General features: G+C 45.3%; 21 protein-coding genes. 18 read left to right on the top strand and 3 right to left on the bottom strand.

The window, feature by feature from the left end; all coding sequences use genetic code 11:
• Nucleotides 1-27: 27 nt before the first annotated feature.
• The 8 genes from P5G61_RS17950 (at nucleotide 28) to P5G61_RS17915 (ending at nucleotide 7,731) form a co-directional block, all read left to right on the top strand.
• Nucleotides 28-303, top strand: coding sequence for a phosphopantetheine-binding protein (locus tag P5G61_RS17950; protein ID WP_079349196.1), 276 nt, complete (start codon nucleotides 28-30; stop codon nucleotides 301-303).
• Complete coding sequence (locus tag P5G61_RS17945; RefSeq protein ID WP_301247759.1) at nucleotides 290-1,681, top strand: hypothetical protein; 1,392 nt, start codon at nucleotides 290-292, stop codon at nucleotides 1,679-1,681. Before P5G61_RS17950 ends, P5G61_RS17945 begins: the two co-directional genes overlap by 14 nt.
• Before the next feature lie 22 nt (nucleotides 1,682-1,703).
• Nucleotides 1,704-2,810 (top strand): glycosyltransferase family protein, encoded by a 1,107-nt coding sequence (locus P5G61_RS17940; protein ID WP_301247758.1) that lies wholly within the window; start codon nucleotides 1,704-1,706, stop codon nucleotides 2,808-2,810.
• Entirely contained in the window at nucleotides 2,782-3,957 is a 1,176-nt protein-coding gene (locus P5G61_RS17935) for a radical SAM protein (RefSeq protein ID WP_024634099.1), read from the top strand. Before P5G61_RS17940 ends, P5G61_RS17935 begins: the two co-directional genes overlap by 29 nt.
• A 60-nt stretch (nucleotides 3,958-4,017) precedes the next feature.
• The gene (locus tag P5G61_RS17930) at nucleotides 4,018-5,001 is read left to right on the top strand and encodes an ABC transporter ATP-binding protein (protein WP_301247757.1); all 984 of its coding nucleotides are present in this window, start codon (nucleotides 4,018-4,020) and stop codon (nucleotides 4,999-5,001) included.
• Entirely contained in the window at nucleotides 4,998-5,807 is an 810-nt protein-coding gene (locus tag P5G61_RS17925; protein WP_301247756.1) for an ABC transporter permease, read from the top strand. Before P5G61_RS17930 ends, P5G61_RS17925 begins: the two co-directional genes overlap by 4 nt.
• Before the next feature lie 24 nt (nucleotides 5,808-5,831).
• Nucleotides 5,832-6,623: an ABC transporter permease gene (locus tag P5G61_RS17920; protein ID WP_301247755.1), complete on the top strand. Its 792-nt coding sequence runs from the start codon at nucleotides 5,832-5,834 to the stop codon at nucleotides 6,621-6,623.
• A gap of 64 nt (nucleotides 6,624-6,687) precedes the next feature.
• Nucleotides 6,688-7,731 carry a hypothetical protein gene (locus P5G61_RS17915; RefSeq protein ID WP_301247754.1) on the top strand — a complete coding sequence of 348 codons (1,044 nt, stop codon included), beginning with the start codon at nucleotides 6,688-6,690 and terminating at the stop codon, nucleotides 7,729-7,731.
• An 85-nt stretch (nucleotides 7,732-7,816) separates the two neighbouring features.
• Here P5G61_RS17915 and nrdF read toward each other — a convergent pair whose 3' ends face one another.
• Genes nrdF through nrdI form a run of 3 tightly spaced genes read right to left on the bottom strand, consistent with a single transcriptional unit; the run spans nucleotide 7,817 to nucleotide 11,252 of the window.
• Nucleotides 7,817-8,779, bottom strand: coding sequence for a class 1b ribonucleoside-diphosphate reductase subunit beta (nrdF, locus tag P5G61_RS17910; RefSeq protein ID WP_301247753.1), 963 nt, complete (start codon nucleotides 8,777-8,779; stop codon nucleotides 7,817-7,819).
• Nucleotides 8,780-8,821: 42 nt separating this feature from the next.
• Nucleotides 8,822-10,906: a class 1b ribonucleoside-diphosphate reductase subunit alpha gene (gene nrdE, locus P5G61_RS17905; protein ID WP_301247752.1), complete on the bottom strand. Its 2,085-nt coding sequence runs from the start codon at nucleotides 10,904-10,906 to the stop codon at nucleotides 8,822-8,824.
• Nucleotides 10,893-11,252, bottom strand: a complete 360-nt coding sequence (nrdI, locus tag P5G61_RS17900) for a class Ib ribonucleoside-diphosphate reductase assembly flavoprotein NrdI (protein ID WP_024634092.1) — start codon at nucleotides 11,250-11,252, stop codon at nucleotides 10,893-10,895. Before nrdI ends, nrdE begins: the two co-directional genes overlap by 14 nt.
• Nucleotides 11,253-11,669: 417 nt before the next feature.
• Here nrdI and P5G61_RS17895 point away from each other — a divergent pair, with 417 nt between their 5' ends.
• The 10 genes from P5G61_RS17895 (at nucleotide 11,670) to P5G61_RS17850 (ending at nucleotide 21,142) form a co-directional block, all read left to right on the top strand.
• Entirely contained in the window at nucleotides 11,670-12,398 is a 729-nt protein-coding gene (locus P5G61_RS17895; protein WP_301247751.1) for a response regulator transcription factor, read from the top strand.
• Between the two features lie 28 nt (nucleotides 12,399-12,426).
• Nucleotides 12,427-13,272, top strand: coding sequence for a sensor histidine kinase (locus P5G61_RS17890; RefSeq protein WP_301247750.1), 846 nt, complete (start codon nucleotides 12,427-12,429; stop codon nucleotides 13,270-13,272).
• Complete coding sequence (locus P5G61_RS17885) at nucleotides 13,269-13,922, top strand: response regulator (protein WP_301247749.1); 654 nt, start codon at nucleotides 13,269-13,271, stop codon at nucleotides 13,920-13,922. Before P5G61_RS17890 ends, P5G61_RS17885 begins: the two co-directional genes overlap by 4 nt.
• A 186-nt stretch (nucleotides 13,923-14,108) precedes the next feature.
• Entirely contained in the window at nucleotides 14,109-15,461 is a 1,353-nt protein-coding gene (locus P5G61_RS17880) for a right-handed parallel beta-helix repeat-containing protein (protein ID WP_301247748.1), read from the top strand.
• Nucleotides 15,458-16,033, top strand: a complete 576-nt coding sequence (locus P5G61_RS17875; protein ID WP_301247747.1) for a nitrous oxide reductase accessory protein NosL — start codon at nucleotides 15,458-15,460, stop codon at nucleotides 16,031-16,033. The genes P5G61_RS17880 and P5G61_RS17875 overlap by 4 nt, the downstream gene beginning before the upstream one ends.
• Nucleotides 16,034-16,058: 25 nt before the next feature.
• The gene (locus tag P5G61_RS17870; RefSeq protein ID WP_301247816.1) at nucleotides 16,059-16,880 is read left to right on the top strand and encodes an ABC transporter permease; all 822 of its coding nucleotides are present in this window, start codon (nucleotides 16,059-16,061) and stop codon (nucleotides 16,878-16,880) included.
• Nucleotides 16,873-17,586 (top strand): heme ABC exporter ATP-binding protein CcmA, encoded by a 714-nt coding sequence (gene ccmA / locus P5G61_RS17865; protein WP_301247746.1) that lies wholly within the window; start codon nucleotides 16,873-16,875, stop codon nucleotides 17,584-17,586. The genes P5G61_RS17870 and ccmA overlap by 8 nt, the downstream gene beginning before the upstream one ends.
• Nucleotides 17,587-17,630: 44 nt before the next feature.
• Entirely contained in the window at nucleotides 17,631-18,164 is a 534-nt protein-coding gene (locus P5G61_RS17860; RefSeq protein WP_301247745.1) for a TlpA family protein disulfide reductase, read from the top strand.
• A 594-nt stretch (nucleotides 18,165-18,758) separates the two neighbouring features.
• On the top strand, nucleotides 18,759-20,129 hold the full coding sequence (locus P5G61_RS17855) for a cytochrome ubiquinol oxidase subunit I (protein ID WP_301247744.1): 1,371 nt from the start codon (nucleotides 18,759-18,761) through the stop codon (nucleotides 20,127-20,129).
• Nucleotides 20,126-21,142: a cytochrome d ubiquinol oxidase subunit II gene (locus tag P5G61_RS17850; RefSeq protein WP_079349178.1), complete on the top strand. Its 1,017-nt coding sequence runs from the start codon at nucleotides 20,126-20,128 to the stop codon at nucleotides 21,140-21,142. Before P5G61_RS17855 ends, P5G61_RS17850 begins: the two co-directional genes overlap by 4 nt.
• The last annotated feature ends 41 nt before the right edge of the window (nucleotides 21,143-21,183 follow it).

Below are 21,183 nucleotides of genomic sequence, written 5' to 3'. Positions count from 1 at the left end.
CAATTATCACTTTAAAGGAGTGTAGTCATGTACGATCAAATTGTAGATATTTTGTGCGCTATTAAAGAAGACCAACCGGAACTACGCCAATCCCTGTCCCCAGCAACGGAACTGAATAACGATATTGGTCTCGATTCTCTGCAAATGATCCAGTTTATGCTCAAAGTTGAGGATCAATTAAACGTAATTATTGACTATGACGAATTTGATTATGAACACCTCCAGTCGATCGACACATTTATGACATTTCTGAAAAGCTGCCAGCCTCAAGAGCAATCATTGTACGAAGATGTCCAGAAGTGAAGCCGGGGTGACTCCAACGATTGTTATGGGGACATTTGATCCGGAAACGCGATGGAGGGATCCGAATTTAGCAAAGTTACCCGCTATGCCTGATAAGGATCGGGAATGCATTGTTTTATGTATGGACGAGCTGTTATTTCCATTTTGCGGACCAGACGATATTCTCTACAGCCGCTGCAAAATCGATCCAGGACTGTATGAATATCTGAACGGGTTAGGTTTTTATTTTCGTAGCCGTCATCACTTTGATTTGAGCGATGAGGAGAGGTCCCTACCCGAACCGGACCTTTTCAAGCAGTGTATGTTCAGTCTTGCATTAGACGGTCAACAGCGTGAAGAGATATTATTTCACAACGTAAAACATCTCTCACCTTATGCGATTACGGCTGATACGGAGGAGTACCTGCATGCAGCCGGATCGTTGGGTTCTTTGCCGGATCATGAGACGGTTAAACGTGTAAACTCCAAATTCTATTCCAACCGACTCCTCTCCAGGATCGGAGAGAAGTGCTATGGCACGGAAGTGAACAGCGCACTAGAAGTGCAGGCTGTCGGAAATACGCTGCTGAAGCGAGGTGCATATTTACTTAAAGATCCATTCGGTGTTTCCGGCAAGGGCAACATGCTCATTGAAAATGAAGCTATGCAACGAAGGATAGCAGAGCACCTGGAAAAGCAGGAGAGAAGAGGATTGCGCTCGCAATTCCTGCTGGAACCTCTTCTGAGGAAAGAGACTGATTTCAGCTCACACTGGTTCATTCGAGAGAGTGGTGAGACCGATTTCATATCCGTTCAGCGCATGCTGAACCAACAGCAGAATTACGGCGGGTCTATCAGAGCGGATGAGGCTATGATCCTTTTACTGAGGAACGCGGGTTATTTTGACACGATGGAAAAGGCACTTCGGATATTGTCCAAGGACGGATATCACGGTTTCGTTTGCTTTGACTCCATGATTTTGGAGGGCGGGGATGTCGTACCCATTGTTGAGATTAACGCCCGCAAGTCGATGGGGCTCATTAATGCTTATCTCGATAAAGGCTGGGAGACGTACGACCATACCGGCCTGCTTACCTTCTTGTCTCTTGGTCTACCTGAAGGCTTTGCGTTCGAAAGGCTGCTGGACGCTCTGCATATATCCGGTCTTCTATTCACAGGTCAAGGTGCGTACGGAATTGTTCCTATTTCATCTAACACCGTAATGGTGAACGAAATCCTGACCTCTAGACGTATAACCGAAGGAGTTCAGAGTAAGCGGGGCATGCCAAAGGGACGTCTGTATTTCTCGGTGGTGGGCCGTAATGACGAACATCGCAGTGAGCTGATTGTGAGCCTGAGGCAGGTACTCGCCGACTTGTCTATTAAAGTGTACAACTAAATCTGGAATGCGGAGGCTGCGCATGAATCCATCTTCGGTTACCCTGCTTGCGTCGGGCAATTCGCTTGGCGCATACATTCCGGCTATGCATCTGCACACGTACCTGCAAGGTAGAGGTGTCAGGACAGACGTTCACGTTCTGGAGAACCTGTATCATGAAGAAGTCAGGCGCAAGATTCATGCCACCAAAAAAGCATTTCATGCCGATTTTTCTGTTGCCCTTATGGGTCATAAATTGGCTAAGCCTGTTGACGCCTCATTGAACCAGGCGGAAGTCCAGCTACTGTTGAACACCTGGATACGCGACGGTGTATGCCGCTTTGCTGTGTTTACCGGTTTTTGGTTGCCGATCCTGGAGCGTTACAAAACCATGGCGCAGACGCCTCTGGATATTCAACTGATCCGCTTGGATGCGTGCGATACACCATCGTTTAAGGTACACAAGTCCTTGTATCCTGACTACAATAACGTCTGGCTTTACGAAGCTTCGAAGCTATCTCCAGACGGCTATATTGCTTCAGATGATATGGAACTCCTGCCTTATGCACAGCGAGCGGGACGTATTTTAATCCATGGCGGCGGCTGGGGGATCGGGACGTACACAGCAACGATCTCAGAGCTTCGTCAACTCGGTTACCCATTGGATGTGATCGTGTATGAACCTTCTGAGGTGGAAGAGGACGATGGGAGCACACGCTACTTCGGAACAGATGTTTCATGGAACCCGTGGAGCAGAGATGCTCAGGGAAAGCATTCGTTTCCGCCAATGAACCGATATGTGCGTGAAGATGGCATTCTCCGGGCCATTCCACTCCGAGATTACTCTGTTTACACGGACCTACTGCGCAATTGCGCTGCAATAATCAGCAAGCCGGGAGGAGCGTCACTGAACGACTCGCTGTCTTACGGAATCCCTTTTGTCATGTTGGAGCCGTTTGGCGAGCATGAGCTTCAGAATTCAAACTATTGGGAGTCCTGCGGTTTTGGTATCCGATTTGCAGAATGGAAAGCCCGAGATTACTCGGGACAACATCTGGAGGAAATGTACAGACGTTTGTTGGAACAGCGATCAAAAATCATCCATTTGGGGAGGAAAACGCATGCAGCCGAAAACAGCAGTTACGTTTGACCAGCAGACATTCCAAAATATGAAAAGAACCCTCGTTCCCTTAGCAGAAACGGGAAGGAAGCGCCGGGAAGACCCGACGTATGCCGCACCTGTGCCTTATGAGATCGGAATCAAGCTTAATAACGGTTGTAACCTGCGCTGCAAGCATTGTTTTGAATGGAACCCGGATGGTTTCCATCACGGCTTTGCCAGTGAAGTGAAGAGAGACGAGATTGAAATTCCCGTCGTGGAGAAACTATTGGCCGAAACGAGAGAACGCAAATCACGTGTATTCCTGTGGGGCGGAGAACCGCTATTCTACTCCAAGTTCGATGAACTGGCAGAACTGCTGGCTAAGGAAGATCGGCACACGACCATTTGTACGAACGCAATTCTTATTGAACAAAAGCTGGATTCTATTTTGAAAATGTCAAAGAATTTGGTCATGCTCGTCAGCCTGGAAGGCTTCGAGAAGGAGAATGACGCGATCCGGGGCAAAGGCACGTTCAAGAAAGTGATTCACGCCATACAGCTGCTGTTGGATCTGCAAAAGCAGGGCTTGTACAAAGGAAAAGTGTCCGTAGCTCTGACTGTAAATGACCAGATGGTCGACCAGCTGTATAACTTGATGGAATTCTTTGAAGAGATGGGCGTGGATTCCGTTTACTTCTGCTTCCCATGGTACATCCCTTCGGATACGGCGGAAAAAATGGACACCTACTTTGATGCCCACTTCCCGCATCTTGCCTCCCGCTTTGCAAGCGACCACAAGAACAGCTGGCACTCTTTCACGTTTCACATCTCGCCTGACCGTTTCGACACGTTAATCGAGGAATTTAAACGAGTCAATTCACGTGTGTGGAATGTACGTATCCGCTATCAGCCTGCGCTGGAGCCCGAAGAGGTAGAAGGATTTATTCGCGGTAGTGAAAAGCCGGCCATGAATCGAACCAAGTGTTTCTCGATTTCGAACCGGATGGATGTAATGCCGGACGGTAAAGTCAATCCATGCAAATTTTTTCCGGAATTCAGTGTCGGTAATTTGTACGAAGAAAGTGTGGCCGATATTTTCCACGGTGAGGATTTGCGAAAACAGCGGGAAATTCTGGCCTGTGGTCTGACACCGATTTGTTCGAAATGCGTGCTTCTGTATAACAACGGAGTTTAATCGCTTTAACTTTCAGCCGCCCAATAAGGGAAAACATGCAATCATTCAGGAGGAGCGGGGATGGACTTTATCCGTGTGCGGGAACTGCACAAATCGTTCGTATATTACCGGAAAGAAGCTGGACTCAAACATTCACTGAAAAACTTGTTTGCTCGCAAATCACTTGTGAAGGAAGCGGTTAAATCCGTTTCCTTCGATATCGGCCCTGGAGAGTGTGTTGGATTTCTGGGTCCAAACGGAGCAGGAAAAACCACGACGCTCAAAATGTTGTCGGGCATTCTATATCCCACAAGCGGAAAGGCTGACGTACTTGGCTATGTACCTTGGGAGCGAAAGAACGAATTCAAACGGCTTTTCTCCATTGTGATGGGCCAAAAAAATCAGCTTTGGTGGGACCTTCCCGCCAGTGACTCGATTTATTTGAACAAATGTATATATGACGTGGAGGATGAACTCTACCGTCGAAGTCTTGCCGAACTGTCGGAAATGCTTGATGTGCAGGACCTCCTGGATGTGCAGGTACGCAGGCTGTCCTTGGGTGAACGGATGAAAATGGAGCTGATCGCCGCTCTGATCCACCGACCGAAGCTGCTGTATCTCGACGAGCCGACGATCGGCCTGGATTTTCCCTCGCAGAAGAGGGTGCGGGAGTTTCTGAAATACTATAATGAGCAGTTTGGCGCGACAATCCTGTTGACAAGCCACTACATGAAGGATGTGGAGGACCTGTGCAAGCGGACGATTATCATTAACGAAGGCAGTCTTCTGTATGACGGAGATCTTCACAAGATTAATGATCTGTTTGGTGAGCACAAAATTGTGAAATTGCGATTCTCGGAGCCAGTTGCCGAGCAGCGATTGGTCAAATTCGGGAAAGTAATCAGCGCAGACGACTATAGCGTTGTTCTGGAGCTGCCCAAACACCGCTTAAAAGAAGTATCACGAGCTGTGCTCGATTCGTTTCCGATCGTTGACTGGACGATTGAGGACGTGCCAATCGAGGAGAGTATCTCGATGCTCTACCAAAAGGAATCTGTCGGATGAGTGGACGCAAATTGTATACAGCTGTTTTTTCGATGGGTGTGCAGCAATCGATGGAATACCGATTTCACTTCTTTCTCGGTCTTCTCGGAGCCGCGTTTCCGATTCTTGTTCAGTATTTTATATGGACAGCGGTGTACCAACATTCTGGCGAAGCAGCGCTGTTCTCGTATTCATACAATCAAATCATATTGTATACCATCTTGGCGGGTTTGGTATCCAAGCTGATCGCTACCCAGTTCGAGCACCAGATTGTCGATGATATCAAAAACGGCGGCCTCAACAAGTATTTGATCAAACCAGTCAGCTACTTCGGGTATCGGCTAGTATCCTTTTTCGGACAGAAGGCGATCTATTACGGAGTTACAGCTGTGCTGCTCGTCGGAATTATCTGGCTCGCATCTGCCGGGGGCGTGCTTGAGTTCCAGGTCATACGGCTGATCCTCTTCGTCGTCACACTGTCGGGGGCACTTTTGCTCAATTTCTTAATCTCCTACTGCATCTGTGCGAGTGCTTTTTATCTGAATGAAATCTCTTACTTTTTCGTCATTACGAGTCTGCTCATCAATATTTTGAGTGGAGGCATGTTTCCGTTGGAAATTTTCGGGGATTCGATTGTGGAGGCGCTTCAGTACACGCCATTTCCATATACCATTTATTTTCCAGTTAATGTCCTCAGCGGTAAGACGGAAATGGCGGCCATGTATCAGGGATTGCTCATCCAGTGCGGGTGGATACTCCTGTTCTTATGGCTATCCCGTCTAACGTGGCGGATATCCATGAAGAAATATTCGGCGGTTGGGGGGTAGCGGGCATTCCATATGTTTAGAGCCATGAGAAAATACGCACATTTGTACGGCATGTTCATCAAAAATTGTCTCATTGCCCAGATGGAGTTCCGGGGCAATTTCATGATGAGCCTGCTAGTGGAATCCGTTTACCTGCTCGCCAAACTGTTATATGTGCTCGTCGTGTTCCGCACCGATCTTCACGTAGACGGCATACCGCCTGAAGGGCTGCTTCTATTTATAGGCATGCACACCGTGGTGACAGGAATTTACGTGGGGCTGTTTTTCACAAATTTCACGAAAATCCCGGAATATATTAAGGACGGCTCGCTTGATCTAATGCTAACGAAGCCGGTTTCTCTTCAATTTATGGCTTCCTTGCGTTATGTCGATCTGGCGCTGCCGATCCCTGATATTTTGGTTGGTTTCGTTATGATTGGCATTGGCTGGCATGCCATGGACATACCCCTGACATTTCTCCAGCTTGCCGGGTTTATGCTGCTGTTATTCGTCTCCGTTATCATCACATACTGTCTAATGATTATCCCTGCGTTGCTGTCATTTCGGTTCGTTCAGACGGGTTCTGCATCGGAGATCGCCCATTCCGCGTGGGATGCCAACAACTTTCCGATGGCGATATACCCGACTTGGGTCCGGCGGATCGGTACCTTCATCATACCGCTGTTCCTGATTACCAATTTCGGACCGATGTTCCTGCTGGGACAGCTCAGCTGGCTCTATACAGGACTGGCGCTGGTCGGTTCACTTATACTTTTCACAGCTGTACGATTGCTCTGGAAACAGGCCGTGAAGGGATATAGTAGTGCAAGCAGTTAAGCGGATTCTCGACATGAGGTAGAGTAGCCGGGTAAAGTCTCAGAACTCAGAAGGGGGAGAAAGAATGGATGCTGTTCAGCTACCCGTGTTAAACCCGCCGCTTAAAGGATTTCTGCGGTGGGCTTACACACTTTCAATTACCAGTGCACATGAGGAAACGATTCCTTGGTATTACAGCAATTTCATTCAGTTATCCTGCAAGAAAACCTTTCTGGAGGATGGCAGACAGTTTTATATCGATTTCTTCCGGGGCAAGCCCAACGAATTGAATTTCAACAATCCATTTCTACTGACATGCTCTGTCAATTATACGATTCTGGAGCATTTGGCGCTGGACGCTTGGCCTCAATTTTTCGCGGATCAGATTCGCAGCGGTTATTATTGCGTCGTGTTTTTGGATGAAGCTCAGCTACCGCCAGCGGCGGCCTATCAGAAAGAACCGTTTCCTCATCATCTCTTTCTATACGGTTTTGATTGGGACAAACGTGTTTTTGATGCTTCCATGTTCGATCATACAGGAGTTTACCGCAATTTGCAGATTTCGTTCACAGACTTCCAGGATGCTATCCATTCCATGAGACATCTGCTGAGAGAGGGACTCACGGCAGATCACCACACGTATTTTTACAAATACGAGCCGCATTCCCCTTATCCTTTTGATCGAATCGTAGCACTCGACCAGCTGCATGATTATCTGAACGGAGAGACCCATCTGAACCGCATTAATTACAATCCTGACGAAGAACAGGCTTTTGGCCTTGATGTCTATGACTATTTGCAGATGTATTATGATGCCGTAGAGAGCAATGATCCCCGGCTTGGTGAACGTAACGATGTGAGACATCTTCATGTACTCTGGGAGCACAAAAAAATGATGAGCGAGCGGATTGGCTACTTGGTCGATGAGGGGATCATCCCCTACGACGAACAACTTGTGAATGGTTATCAGGATATAACTACAAGGGCAATGAAGTTAAGGGATCAATACATTCGACATGAAATACGTAAAGACAATGAAATATTTGCAAAGGTAAGGGTCCGATTGGAGCAATTTCGAAAGGAAGAGCCTGTTCTCCTGCAAAGACTGATTTCATTTCTCGAAGATTAAATAAAGAAGGCTATTCCTCTGTGCGGAATAGCCTTCTTTATTTATATTCATTGGCTACACGTAGTCATTGTAATCATGTAATGGCTTATTCGAACTTGAAATCATCATCCGTCAGGGGTTCCACATTCAGTGTGCGAATATACCCGTTGCCTTTTTTAGAGAAAAAGTCATGCTGTTTGGTATGGGTACTGATTCCATTTAACACAATCGGGTTGACTTCCTCGTCTTCAAATAATGGCTCAAAACCGAGGTTCATCATCGCTTTATTAGCGTTATAACGAAGGAATGTTTCGACCTCCTCGGTCAAATGAATAGGGGTATATAATTCCTGCGTATATTGCAACTCATTCTGATGAAGAAGCTGTATTAAGTCAACCAAACTTTGGTACACATCATTCCGCTGCGTTTCATCAAAGCTTGCATATATTTCCTGGGCCAACACACCCACATATACACCATGAATACTTTCATCCCGCAGAATCAGATCAATGATCTCACCACTGCAGGTGAGTTTACCTTGTCCAGCTAAATAGAGTGGGTAGAAGAATCCGCTGTAAAACAAATAACTTTCCAAAAGTACGGAAGCGGCCATCGCCATATATAAATCTTTTGAAGTTTCAATGTTCATATAATACTGACGTATAACCGTCGCTTTGGTTTGCAGATATGGATTTTCTTCCACCCATTTAAATACACTGTCAATTTCTTCGGTTGATGCCAATGTGGTAAAAATACTGCTGTAGGATTTCGCATGAATCTGTTCCATCATCGCCATAAAGCTCAGTACAGCCTTGCGTTGCAGTCCATCCACATGCTCCATAATCTGCGGCATACCTACACCGCCCTGAATGGTATCCAGAAGGGTTAGGCCTCCCAAAACTTTCATATAAGCGTCTTTTTCTGTATCACTGAGCATGCCCCAGGTCTTTTTATCATCGGATAAAGGAATCTCGTCATCGGTCCAAAATTGCATAATATTCTGATTCCAGAACATGAGCGTGAAATCATCATCTGCTCGATTCCAGTTCACAGCTTGAATTGCCGGCATGGTATATCAAACTCCAATCGTAATACCCAAAAGGGGATTTGTTTATATTGAGCAAGCAATGCATTCTTCCATCGTTAGCTTGTTGGTTCTTGTATAATACAGAGATTTCAACCCTTTATGAGCAGCATACAGGTAGCAGCGAGCCAATTCTCGAGTGGATACATCACTGTTTACATGAAGAATCGTGGAGATTCCTTGGTCCACATGCGGCTGAATCTCCGCAATCAAATCGATCACTTTGAATTGATCCATTTGATACGCTGATTTGTAATAGAAGACGTTATCCTTTTGCAAATAGGGCATCGGATAATACGTGGTTGAATTGGCATAGGTCCGTGTCTCAATTTGTTCTACAATGGGCATTACACTGGATGTTGCATTTTGGATATAAGAGATGCTCGCTGTTGGAGCAATAGCCATCCGATAAGCATGATAGAGGCCATTTTCCATCACTTTAGATTTAAGCTGTTTCCAATCATCGGGCGAAGGAACATCAATTCCGTTAAACAATTGTTGTACTTTCGATGTGTTGGGACGGTAATCCGTGGTCACATAACGATCAAAATATACACCAGTCGCATAGTCGGACTCATCAAATCCATGGAACCGTTGGCCGGTTTGCATTGCAAACTCCATACTTTTCTCCAGAGAATGATAATTCATGGTCATAAAGAAGGTACGTACAAAATCCTTGGCTTCCGAGCTCTCATAAGCAATCCTGTTTTTGGCTAAATAACCATGCAGATTCATGGCACCCAAACCAACGGAATGCATTTCGGAGTTGGCTTTGGCTACACCTGGAGCATTGGCAACATGCGTCATGTCGCTAACGGAGGTCAGTGCGATCATTCCCTCATGAACGGATTCCTTGATCTTGCCGCTCTCCATAACATTAACAATATTGAGGGAGGCCAGGTTGCAGCTAATATCTTTGCGGATAATATCCGGTTGACCATAGTCTGTAATTTCAGAAGTCTCCTGAAGTTGGAAGATCTCTGTGCAGAGGTTGGACATTTTGACTTGTCCTACGTTTTTTAAGGCATGTGCTTGATTAGCATTGGTTTTATTAATGATATAGGGATAGCCGGATTCAAGTTGAATCATCGCTATTTTGGTCAGCATATCCCGTGCACTCAACGATTTTTTCTTCTTCACACGGTCGTCAGCGAGCAACGTATCATACATCACATCCAAATCCATATCATCCAAATGTGTTCCATACGCCTTATAGACACTATAAGGTGCGAAGAGATACAAGGGCTCATTATCTTGAGCCAGCTTATAAAAACGATTAGGAACGATAAGTCCGATAGAGAGAGTTTTCAGACGGATTTTCTCGTCCGCATTGATCTTTTTACTGTCCAGCAGTTCCATAACGTCCCAACCGAAAATATTATAGTATGCTGCGCCAGAACCCTTCCGTTGACCCATCTGATCGGCGTAGGAGAAACCATCCTCCATCAGCTTGAGAACAGGCGTAATGCCTTTAGCAGCACCTTCGACACCTTTAATGACTTCTCCGCGAGCACGCAACTTCGACAGGTTGACAGCCACTCCACCACCGATTTTGGATAACTGCATACAAGTGTTCAGTACATAGTTTATGGAGTTCAGTGAATCATCCATTTCAAGCAGGAAGCAAGAAACCAGTTCACCGCGCCGACTTTTTCCGGCATTCAGAAAAGTGGGGGTCGCGGGTTGAAGACGCTGCTCCATCATAGAACGAGACAGCAAACAAGCCGTATCAAAGTGTCCTTGACCCAGATGAAGTGCTACGGCTGCGACTCGATCCGCATATTGCTCAAGGTATGTTTTTCGGTCATATGTTCTCAACGCATAATCGGTGTAGAACTTGGACGCTGCCATATAGGAAGGAAACTTATACTGATAGCCGCGTGTAATTTCGAATACGGTTCTAACTTGGTCGGTTGTATAGGAAGCATAGAAATCCTCGTAATAATCATGTTCAATCATGAATTGGACTTGTTCATCAATGTTGGCGAATGCCATACTTTTATCTTTGATTTCTTTCATAAACGCCTCTACAGCCTCTTGATCCTTATGTAACTGGAAGAAGCCATCAGAGTCGCGCTTTAACAGCATGTTATTCAATTCAATATGACGCAATGCGGCTCACCTCCTGTTCAAAATACTCCACATCTCTTTTGGATCCAGATAATTCAAATTTACTGATAACCGGGACGTTGTAAGAAGCAGATATCAAATCTGCACTTTTGGCAAAACGCTCACCCCAGTTACGGTTACCGCTGGCGGCCACGCCAATCAGGTATTCAGAGTTTTTTTGCAAAAAAGAAGACACCTTATCAGGTATCTGTCCAAAACCTGTTGTATATGTCACAAGTACGTACGGTTCATCAATCGTCATTTGATTCTGAATCTGAACAGCCGGCAGTTGAAGCTTGGAAATAAACCTCTTAACATTCCCGGTTATCGAATCATACACAATTAGCACTATCATATCCTCCTTGACAAATGAAAGGTGATCAAAAACAAACACTATATATAGATTATATTCTTAATTTTATATCAATATATAGCTTTGTCAAATGCATTTCGGTATCAATTTTGTGAAAAACCTGAGGAATGGGCTCTATTACTAGGTTTAAAAAATTTGGGGCTTAGTAGATATCCATATTCGAAGCCATGATAATTGGTGCATGTGAGAATTGGGATTGACATTGGGAATGGTTAAGGTTACCGACGATGTCGTAACAGGTGTCTTACAGCAAGAAATAGCCTGAACATAATCGTTCATACATTGTCTACAATTCGAAAGTAGATTATCAAAAGGCATGGCTCTATGGAGTCATGCCTTTTAAGTTTGATGAAGGTATGCTGATTACATATCACAAAGAAGTGGAGGTAAAACATGAACAGGACCCTGCCGCAACATAGAATATTAATTGTAGATGATGATGAACGGGTCCGAAGACTTCTTCGAATGTATTTGGAGAAAGAACAATTTATCATCGAAGAGGCTTCGTTGGGCTGGCAAGCCTTAAGTAAGCTTCATCAGGAGTCGTATGCCATGATCATTCTGGATTGGATTCTTCCCGATGTTAAGGGAATTGAAATATGCCATTACCTGCGGACAAACTTCAGCATACCCGTCATGTTTCTGACAGCCAAGTCAGAAGAAGGGAATCGGCTTGAAGCTTTCAAAGCAGGGGCAGATGACTTTGTGATGAAACCATTCAGTCCGAGGGAAGTGGTGCTCCGTATCAAAACCATGATGGCTCGTTATAACGGATTGGTCGAGCCTGCGCCAAAAGATCATTCAGCGAGCGAGGTGCTGATTTCCTCCATTTTAATCAATCCAGCTTCCCGAAGGGTCACAATAGAAGATGAGGAAATTCATATGACGCCCAAAGAATTTGATTTGCTTTATCATCTGGCGACACACTCGGAAATAGCTTTCTCCAGGCAGGACCTGCTGAGAATTGTTTGGAAAGTGGAGCATGAGGAAGATCTGGATTATCGAACTGTAGATACTCATGTGAAACGGTTGCGTGACAAACTATCCGAGCATGTGCCGAATCGGGAAGAGTTGATTCAAACCCTGTGGGGATTTGGTTATATTCTTCGTTTGCCTCACTGATTCTTATCTTGATATGTAGGAGGAGAATATGTCTTACAAACAAATCAAGTGGATGATTCTGCTCATTCCTACCTTGACCGTTGGACTCTGGGAATATGTACGACATCAGTTTTTGCTCCCCTATATATCAATGGATCTGGGCAACTGGCTGACGCCTGTCATTGTATATGTTGTGAGCATAACGTTGTTAACTCGGCTGTTTCTCATGTTGGAACGTATCCAAAAAGAGCTGGAGCATGAGCGTGAAGTCAAAGCCGCATTTGAATCTCGGGAAAAGATGGCCAAAGAACTTCATGATGGAATTGCGCAATCCCTTTTTCTATTATCGGTGAAAGTCGGACGTCTGGAGGAGCAAGCCAAGCAGGATCAACAGCTGGACGATGTGTATTCGATCAAAAAAACGGTTCATGAAGTCAATCGTTATGTGCGTCAAGCCATTGCAGATTTGCGTTATGATCCTAACGATGATCAAGCCTTGACTATGAACGAATCGGTCACATGGATTGGTCAAATTCGAAGGATTTCCAAAGATATCCCTGTCCGAATTGAACTGGAGTGGAGCATCCCGGAGGATTCATTTACTGACAAAGAGAGAGTAGAACTGCTCGCTTGTATTCGTGAGGCTCTTTTTAATATTCAAAAGCATGCATCCGCATCCCAAGCATGGATTCAGGGAAATGGGCACAAGCAGTGCTGGAATATCACGATTCGAGATAATGGAAAAGGGTTTGAGATGAATCCTTTTGAACGAAAGGATCGATATGGATTAAAAATCATGCGAGAGCGGATGAATGAACTGAACTTTAATATGCAATTCCGAAGGGAAGAGGAGCATACCGTTGTCGAATTTTCAAAGGATGGTGAGATGCAATGAGCCATACTCGCGTACTTGTTGTGGACGATCACGCTCATGCGAGAGAAGCCATATGTGAAATTTTATCCATGGATACCAGCTTCGAAGTGATTGGCGTCGTATCGGACGGTCAACAGGCGATTGATTATACAGAACAGTGGCTTCCCGATCTGATCCTTATGGACATTCAGATGCCGATCCTGAACGGTCTTGAAGCAACACAACGGATCAAATTGGCCTTTCCTTATGTGAAGATTGTCATGATTACCGTCTCGGATGATGTACTCCACCTTTTGGAGGCGTTGAAGCGGGGAGCTCAGGGCTATCTTCTCAAAAACCTTGAACCATCCATGTGGCTGGAATATCTTCATTCCATCGTTACAGAAGAAGCTCCTTTGAGCCGCGAGGTGGCTTATCAAATCCTGAAGGATGTCTCACTCACAGAGAAAAAAGAACCTGATGTTCCATTAACCACAAGAGAAAAGGATATTCTATATGGTGTAGCTGCAGGATGGACCAACAAAGAAATCGCTGCAAATTATACAATTTCAGAGTATACCGTCAAGAATCACTTGAAAAACATTTTGCAAAAACTGCAGGTTCAAAATCGTGTTCAATTGACACGGTATGCATTGGAGCAAGGGCTTATTACAGACCATAATCGTCTGTAATAAGCTTTTTTATTATATCCGGGCGTTCTTTCTGTGTAGTGGAATGTCATTCTTTTTGCTTTTAACTCCAACGACCTCACAAATTGGACACAAAAAGTACAGTTCTATAGCCAGAATGAGCTATATGGTAGAAATTTGTTTTTATGTACACTATGGGCAGTGTGTTTCATGAAGGAGGTTATGATGTTGAACAAACGGATTGTCCTAGGAATATTACTCATTATGGGTATACTGGCGATCCTATTACCTTATCCGCTTGATGCTGCAAACGCTGCTTCTGGAACAAAAGACGCTATTCCACTCCAGCCACTCATTGATGGTTCTAAACCTGGTGAAGTGCTTGTACTTGAGCCTGGTACTTATGCTGGTCCCGTAAGTATAAACAAGAGTATATCCATTCGAGGGGACTCATCCGTAACAGTATTGAATACAGAAGCTGAGTCCACGATCACCATTCGTTCAGATGGAGTGACATTACAAGGGTTCACGATTCAGCACTTAACGAATGAACCCACTGCGGCGATTCAGGTTGAAGGAGATCGTGCAGAGATCAGGGACCTTGATATTCAGAGTCAAAGTTTCGGAATTGTGCTGCGGGGTTCCCGCGATGGGCTCATACATAGCAATAACATTTCATGGGCTGGATCAGAATCGGCTTCCAGTGGTCAAAAAGGGAATGGCATTGACTTGTACAATTCCCATCGTAACACCATCGAGGAGAACCAAATTACGGGCATGCGGGACGGAATCTACTTGGAGAACAGTCGCAATCTTACGGTCAAAGGTAACACGCTTCTGCATACCAGGTACGGCATTCATTGTATGTATATCGATGGTTCTTCTGTTGTGGACAATGTGGGAGAGAACAACAGTACAGGGGCCATGGTGATGGGCGTCAAGAATACGGTTGTATCCGGAAATTCCTTTCGTAAACAGAGCGAAAATGTGCATTCACAAGGGATTTTATTGTATGACGTACAGCGATCCTCAATTCATAACAATGTTGTGGAAGGTAATCGTGTGGGCATGAACATTGCCGAATCCTCAGGAAATGAAATTCGCAGCAATGCGGTGCTTCGCAATTTCATTGGTATCCAGCTTGTTCTGGCAGAGGACAACCAGTTTACTAGAAACCAATTTGTTTCGAATGTGATTGAAGCTTCAGCGATGGACAGCCGGAACAATGAGATGAAGGAGAATTACTGGGATTCCTTTCAGGGTCTTGACCTGAACGAGGATGGAATCAGTGAACTTTCCTATGAGATTAATCCTTTTTATGAGCAAGTGGTCAACCGGAATTCGGCTTATCAGCTTTTCTTTCAATCTCCAGGCATGATCTTTATGAGCAGCTTGTTTACGGAAGGCAAGGGAGAATGGACAACCGACAGATCACCGTTAATGAGCATGAAAGCGGAAACACTGACAACGAAAACAGGCGCACAAGCGGTTAATGCGATAATTGAGGTTTGGATCATCGGATGTATTCTGCTGGGCATGGCAACTTTTATTATGATCTATATGGGGGTATTACGAAAATGAAAATGAGAACAAGTTTGAAAACAGTCATGGTGCTTCTCTTTGGGGTGCTGTTATTAACAGCCTGCGGAAAAAAATACGAGGCGCTGCCTATTAATGAAGACGTGGACATCTGTGCCATTTGCAAAATGCAGGTGAAGGATGATGCCTATGCCACGCAGCTTACCACGAAAGACGGTAAAAATTATAAATTTGATGATATCGGTTGCATGCACCAGTGGAAAGAAGAGAACGGAACAGATAACATCGGGATGGATTTTGTTCGTGACTATAATGACAAGGAATGGATTGAATACAGCAAAGCTACTTATGTATACGATGCTTCACTGCGTACACCCATGGCCTATGGCATCCTGAATTTTAAGGATAAACAATCTGCCGAAGCTTTTGTTACTGAGCAGGGTGTGGGAACGATCATGACCGCCGAAGACCTTGCCTCCCACGACTGGAAACAAAACACAGAGATGATGGATATGATGGGTGAGCATGGCCATTCCGAAGAAGGAATGGGTGAAGGCATGCATGAAGGAACACATGAGGAGAGCGAATCCACGGAAGATTCAGGCCACAAGTAATGGCCAATAAAGATGGTGATCCATGATGGGAGATATGTTGCAAGTCGTTCGACGAGAAATGAAAATGGGGTTTCGCAATCCTTGGGCCTATTCATTTTTGATTCTTTTCTGCGTATTTAGTCTGAGTTTGCTGATTATAAATTCTCAGAATTTTGTAGCAGGATACTCTGGCACGACAGGTTCCATGTTAAATCTTATTCTTTATCTTTTGCCGCTGATGACTCTCTTTCTGGGTTCGTTCTCGTTGACTTCTGAAAAGGAAGAGGGCAGCTGGCAGCTGTTGTCCACATACCCCATCGGCACAATGTCTTTTATTATTGGGAAATATTTAGGTCTCTCGGTTGTATTAATGACTATAGTTACATTCGGATATGGATTGATGGGACTTCTTAGCGGATGGATGGGTAGCCCTTTAGATGTGATGACATACCTTTTGTTTCTGGTATTCTCCTGCGGACTGGTACTGCTATTTCTGACGATTGCACTGTTCATCGGTTCGTTATCCAAAAATCGGTGGCAAGCGTTAACGATATCCGTCTCCGTTTGGTTTTTCGCTGTGATCGGATGGCCGACACTTCTAATCTCCGTACTGGGACTCATGCCTTATCAGTGGGTAAAACCCTTACTCACCGTTCTAACCTTTATCAATCCGGCTGAGCTGGTACGTTTGTTTGTTGTGATCAAACTTGGCGGGGGCTCCATACTGGGTCCTGAATATTATCAGTGGGTTGATTGGGTACAACCATCCAGCGGAAGCTGGATTTTTACGGGGATATGCCTACTGTGGATTGCATGTTCTATTGTGGCAGTCTACGGGATCTGGGAGAGGGGGCGTTCTCATGGATAACGTGGAAGCAGAGATTGTTGGACTGTGCAAATCCATCAAAAAACAACAGATTGTTGAAGATATATCCTTTCGCGTTTCTTCTGGCCATGTGCTTGCCTTATGTGGAGGAAATGGGGCAGGAAAGAGTACTGTGCTGCGTATGATGGCAGGTATTCTTCAACCTACCTCGGGTGAAATCATTGTAAACAAAATGCGCTGGTCCAAAGAACGAAAGCGGTATTCGGAACAGATCGGATATATGCCGGATGATTATCATTTCAATCAGGGTCTGACAGCAGAGGAAGTGCTCCAGTTCTGGGCGGCGCTAAGGAAGGTCCCCAAAGCGCGAGTATCGGAAGTGCTAACCCTGGTAGGCTTGGCCGAGCAAAAAAACAAGCGGGTCACGACCTTTTCCAAGGGCATGCGGCAGCGTGTGTTATTTGCCCAGGCTCTGTTGGCCAAGCCCCCGCTGCTAATCATGGATGAGCCGACGAATGGACTGGACCCCTTCTGGATGCAGGAATTTGCAAATCTCATCAAACAAATCAAGGAGGAGGGACATATGGTTGTGTTCTCCACCCACCAACTTGAGATTGCAGATGATGTTGCAGATCACATTGTTTTTATGAACAAAGGACGTAATGTAGGAGATGGCTCAACAGAGGACTTTCGTCAACAGTTTGGGTCGCTTCATGCCGCTTTTCATCATAGTCTCGGCTTGAAATGAAGGTGAATCAATTGGGAAAAAAAAGTGCAATAAAGAGCGCGAGAATGAGACGTTTAATCACAATCCTGATTGGAATGGCTGCTTTGCTGACAGCCGCGTGGGCAATTTACCAGGGGAATTTCTCATCAGATACCCAAAGAATCGGTGTTATTGAAATCGGTGCAATTGCTCCTGAATTCACTGCCGTTAATTCAGCCGGAGAACAGGTGAAGCTCTCCGATTATCGGGGCAAAGTTGTGATGATTAACTTTTGGGCTTCCTGGTGTACCCCTTGTGTGAGGGAGATGCCGATGATTAATCAGATCGCTCAGACATATCAAGAAGACGTGCAGACCCTGTTTGTCAACGTAGGGGAAGCGAAGGGGACCATTCGTGAATTTATGAATAAACAGCAATTCGATTTCCCTGTAATCATTGATGTGACCGGAAAGGTCTCCGGCCTGTATCGCATCACCGGTCTGCCAGCGACGATGGTCATAGATCAGGAAGGCATGTTCAGTCACATTTTGCTCGGTGAGTTGACCAAGGATATTCCCTTGCAGCAATGGCTGGAGGACACCGTCCAACAAAAGAATTGAAACCTTGTAAGATTTAAGAACAAAAGAAGCCGCTATATGAGCGGTTTCTTTTGTTTTTTTTGTAAGCTACAAGAGCCAGAACAACTGCAAACGGTTGGGTTTCGAAAACACCTTTCACCCATAGTGGAAATGAAATGCAATACCACGGTTGTGCCCAATGAATCAATAGCCCCTTCGGGTACTTTTTACGCTTTTCACCGAGTTGTCAGAAAGAGTTGATCCTTTCTTGAACATTTAGGGACGAAGACGTGTCAGTGATTGAATTGCTCATTCACAAAGATATAATAATTTTAACTATTAGGTCTCGTTCTGAACTTTGGCTTTGTATTCTCAGGCAAACCAGGCTCGCTAACGGATGCTTAGCCAGTAATTAAGCTAATGATGGTTGGGCAAAGACTCCCTCGTCTCTGACTTTGTGAAAAAATTCTCTTTGTACATACAACATCGGAGGAGCGCTTTATAAACCAAATCTGAACCAATGGCGTAGCTGCCCAATCCTGATATTGAAAGTAGTTCAAGGGCTGACTGACCTAATGATTAAATGCATCAAATCATTGCAAAAATCGAACAGAGTTTGAAAGGAGGCAGTAAAGAATGGCAATTGATACGGTGATGTGGAGCAAGCTGGTGACAGGCATGACGCTAGGGTTCCACGTTATTTTTGCGACACTTGGAGTCGGTGTGCCCCTAATGATCGCTATTGCAGAGTTCATGGGGATCCGCAAAAAAGATCCTCACTACACACTAATGGCTAAGAGGTGGTCACGAGGGTTTGTCATTTCTGTGGCGGTAGGTGTTGTGACCGGCACAGCGATATCACTGCAACTGGCCCTGGTATGGCCGAATTTCATGAAATTGGCGGGGAATGTCATTGCACTTCCGCTATTTATGGAAGTGTTCGCGTTCTTTTTTGAAGCCATCTTCCTGGGCATTTATTTGTATACGTGGGATCGATTCAAAAATCCGTACATTCACTGGCTGCTGACGATTCCGATTGTTGCCGGGGCAGGTATGTCTGCCGTCTTTATTACGACGGTGAACGGCTTCATGAACCAGCCTGGGGGCTTTGTCATGGAGGCAGGCCAATTCACAGCGGTTGACCCGATACAGGCGATGCTGAATACGGCGACGTTCTCCAAGGTGTTCCATGTATTAAGCTCGGCCTATCTGACAGGAGCTGCCCTGTTAGCCGGAATTGCAGCCTTTGCAATGCTGAGAACAGGGGTATCCGCATACCACAAAAAAGCCTTGAACCTTATGATGGCGGTGGTGCTGCTGTTTGGCTTGCTGAACACGTTAGCGGGAGATGTGTCCGCCAAGTTCCTGGCAGAGCATCAGCCGGAGAAGCTAGCAGCGGCAGAATGGCATTTTGAGACGGAAAGCGGCGCGGATTTGATTTTATTAGGCTGGCTGAATGCAGAGCATGAAATAATAGGAGCTCTTCACATGCCGAAATTGCTCAGCTTCCTGGCCTTTAGTGACTTTAATGCCGAGGTAACCGGACTGGAGGAGTTTCCGAAGGACGAATGGCCGCCGCTGCTCGTTCACTACCTGTTTGATTTGATGGCTGGAATCGGATTTACTCTGCTGGCGATCTCGGTTCTGTATTTCCTGTTTGTGTTCTGGAAAAAGCGCAATGAACTGAACAAGTGGCTGCTTGGAATCATTGCCCTGGGAGCGCCAATGGCATTTCTCGGGGTTGAGCTGGGCTGGTTCTATGCAGAACTTGGACGACAGCCGTGGATTATCCGGGGATATATGCGTGTAGAGGAAGCCGCCACTTCATCACCCAACATAAGAATAATCTTTTTCTTCTTCCTGCTTCTATATATCGTTCTGGGAGTCATGTGTGTTCTCGTGCTAAGACGTTTGTTCAACAATAATCCGGCAGAAGTCGAGATGGAGAAATGGATGAAGGAAAAGGAGAAGAGCAATCCGACTACAGAAAAGGGTGAAAAGGCATGATGAGTTACGAGCTGATTGGCATCTCGGTGCTCTGGCTGTTCTTGTATGGCTATCTAATTGTAGCCTCCATTGATTTCGGGGCGGGCTTCTTTGCCTTTTATGCACGCTTGACGAAACAGGATCACCTGATTAATCGTCTGATCTCCCGTTATTTATCCCCGGTATGGGAGATTACGAATGTATTTTTTGTTTTTTTCTATATTGGCATCGTTGGATTCTTTCCGGACACGGCTTATTATTACGGATCAGCACTGCTCGTACCGGGAAGCATTGCGGTCATTTTGCTCGCCATTCGTGGTTCGTTTTATGCCTTTGAGAACTATGGCTCCAAAACTAATATCGTGTATCTGTTTCTATACGGGGCGTCAGGTCTGCTTATTCCTGCTTCGTTGTCAGTGGCGCTAACACTGTCTGAAGGCGGCTTTATCGTGAAGGAGGGTTCGACAGTTTCTCTGGATTACTGGACGCTGTTTACCAATCCGTTATCATGGAGCATCGTTGGACTGGCGATAGTGTCCGTTTTGTTCATAAGCAGCTCATTTTTGGCCTTTTATGCATCTCGGGCAGAGGATCACTCTGCGTTGAAGCTGGTGCGGAACTATGCCCTGTTCTGGAGTACACCGACGATTATTATCGCACTGACTGCATTTATATATTTGGGACAGCACAATGAGCGACATTTTCAAAATATGATGGATTTATGGTGGCTGCTTGCGCTTTCCGTTGCATTTTTCATGATTGCGATGTGGCTGTTATACAACGGACGCCGTTACGGATTAGCGTTTATATGTATCATGCTGCAATTTTTCTGTGCCTTTTTCGCTTACGGAATTGGTCAATATCCTTATATCCTTGATCCGTACATTACGATTCAAAACAGCGTCACCTCACCAGCGATGGGCTTTGCACTGGTTGTTGTGTTTATCGGTGGCATGTGTATGTTGATTCCTTCTCTGCTCCTGGTCTTCAGACTTTTTCTGTTTGATGCGGACTATGTAAAGGGAAAAAAATAGAGTGAATTTATTTATGCAAAGTGAGAGAGTAGCCTGCCTCA

This window comes from Paenibacillus vandeheii (assembly GCF_030433635.1).
GTDB classification, from domain to species: Bacteria; Bacillota; Bacilli; order Paenibacillales; family Paenibacillaceae; genus Paenibacillus; species Paenibacillus vandeheii.
The sequence above is the reverse complement of the archived record's forward strand: the minus strand, read 5'-3'. Positions and strand labels throughout refer to the sequence as shown.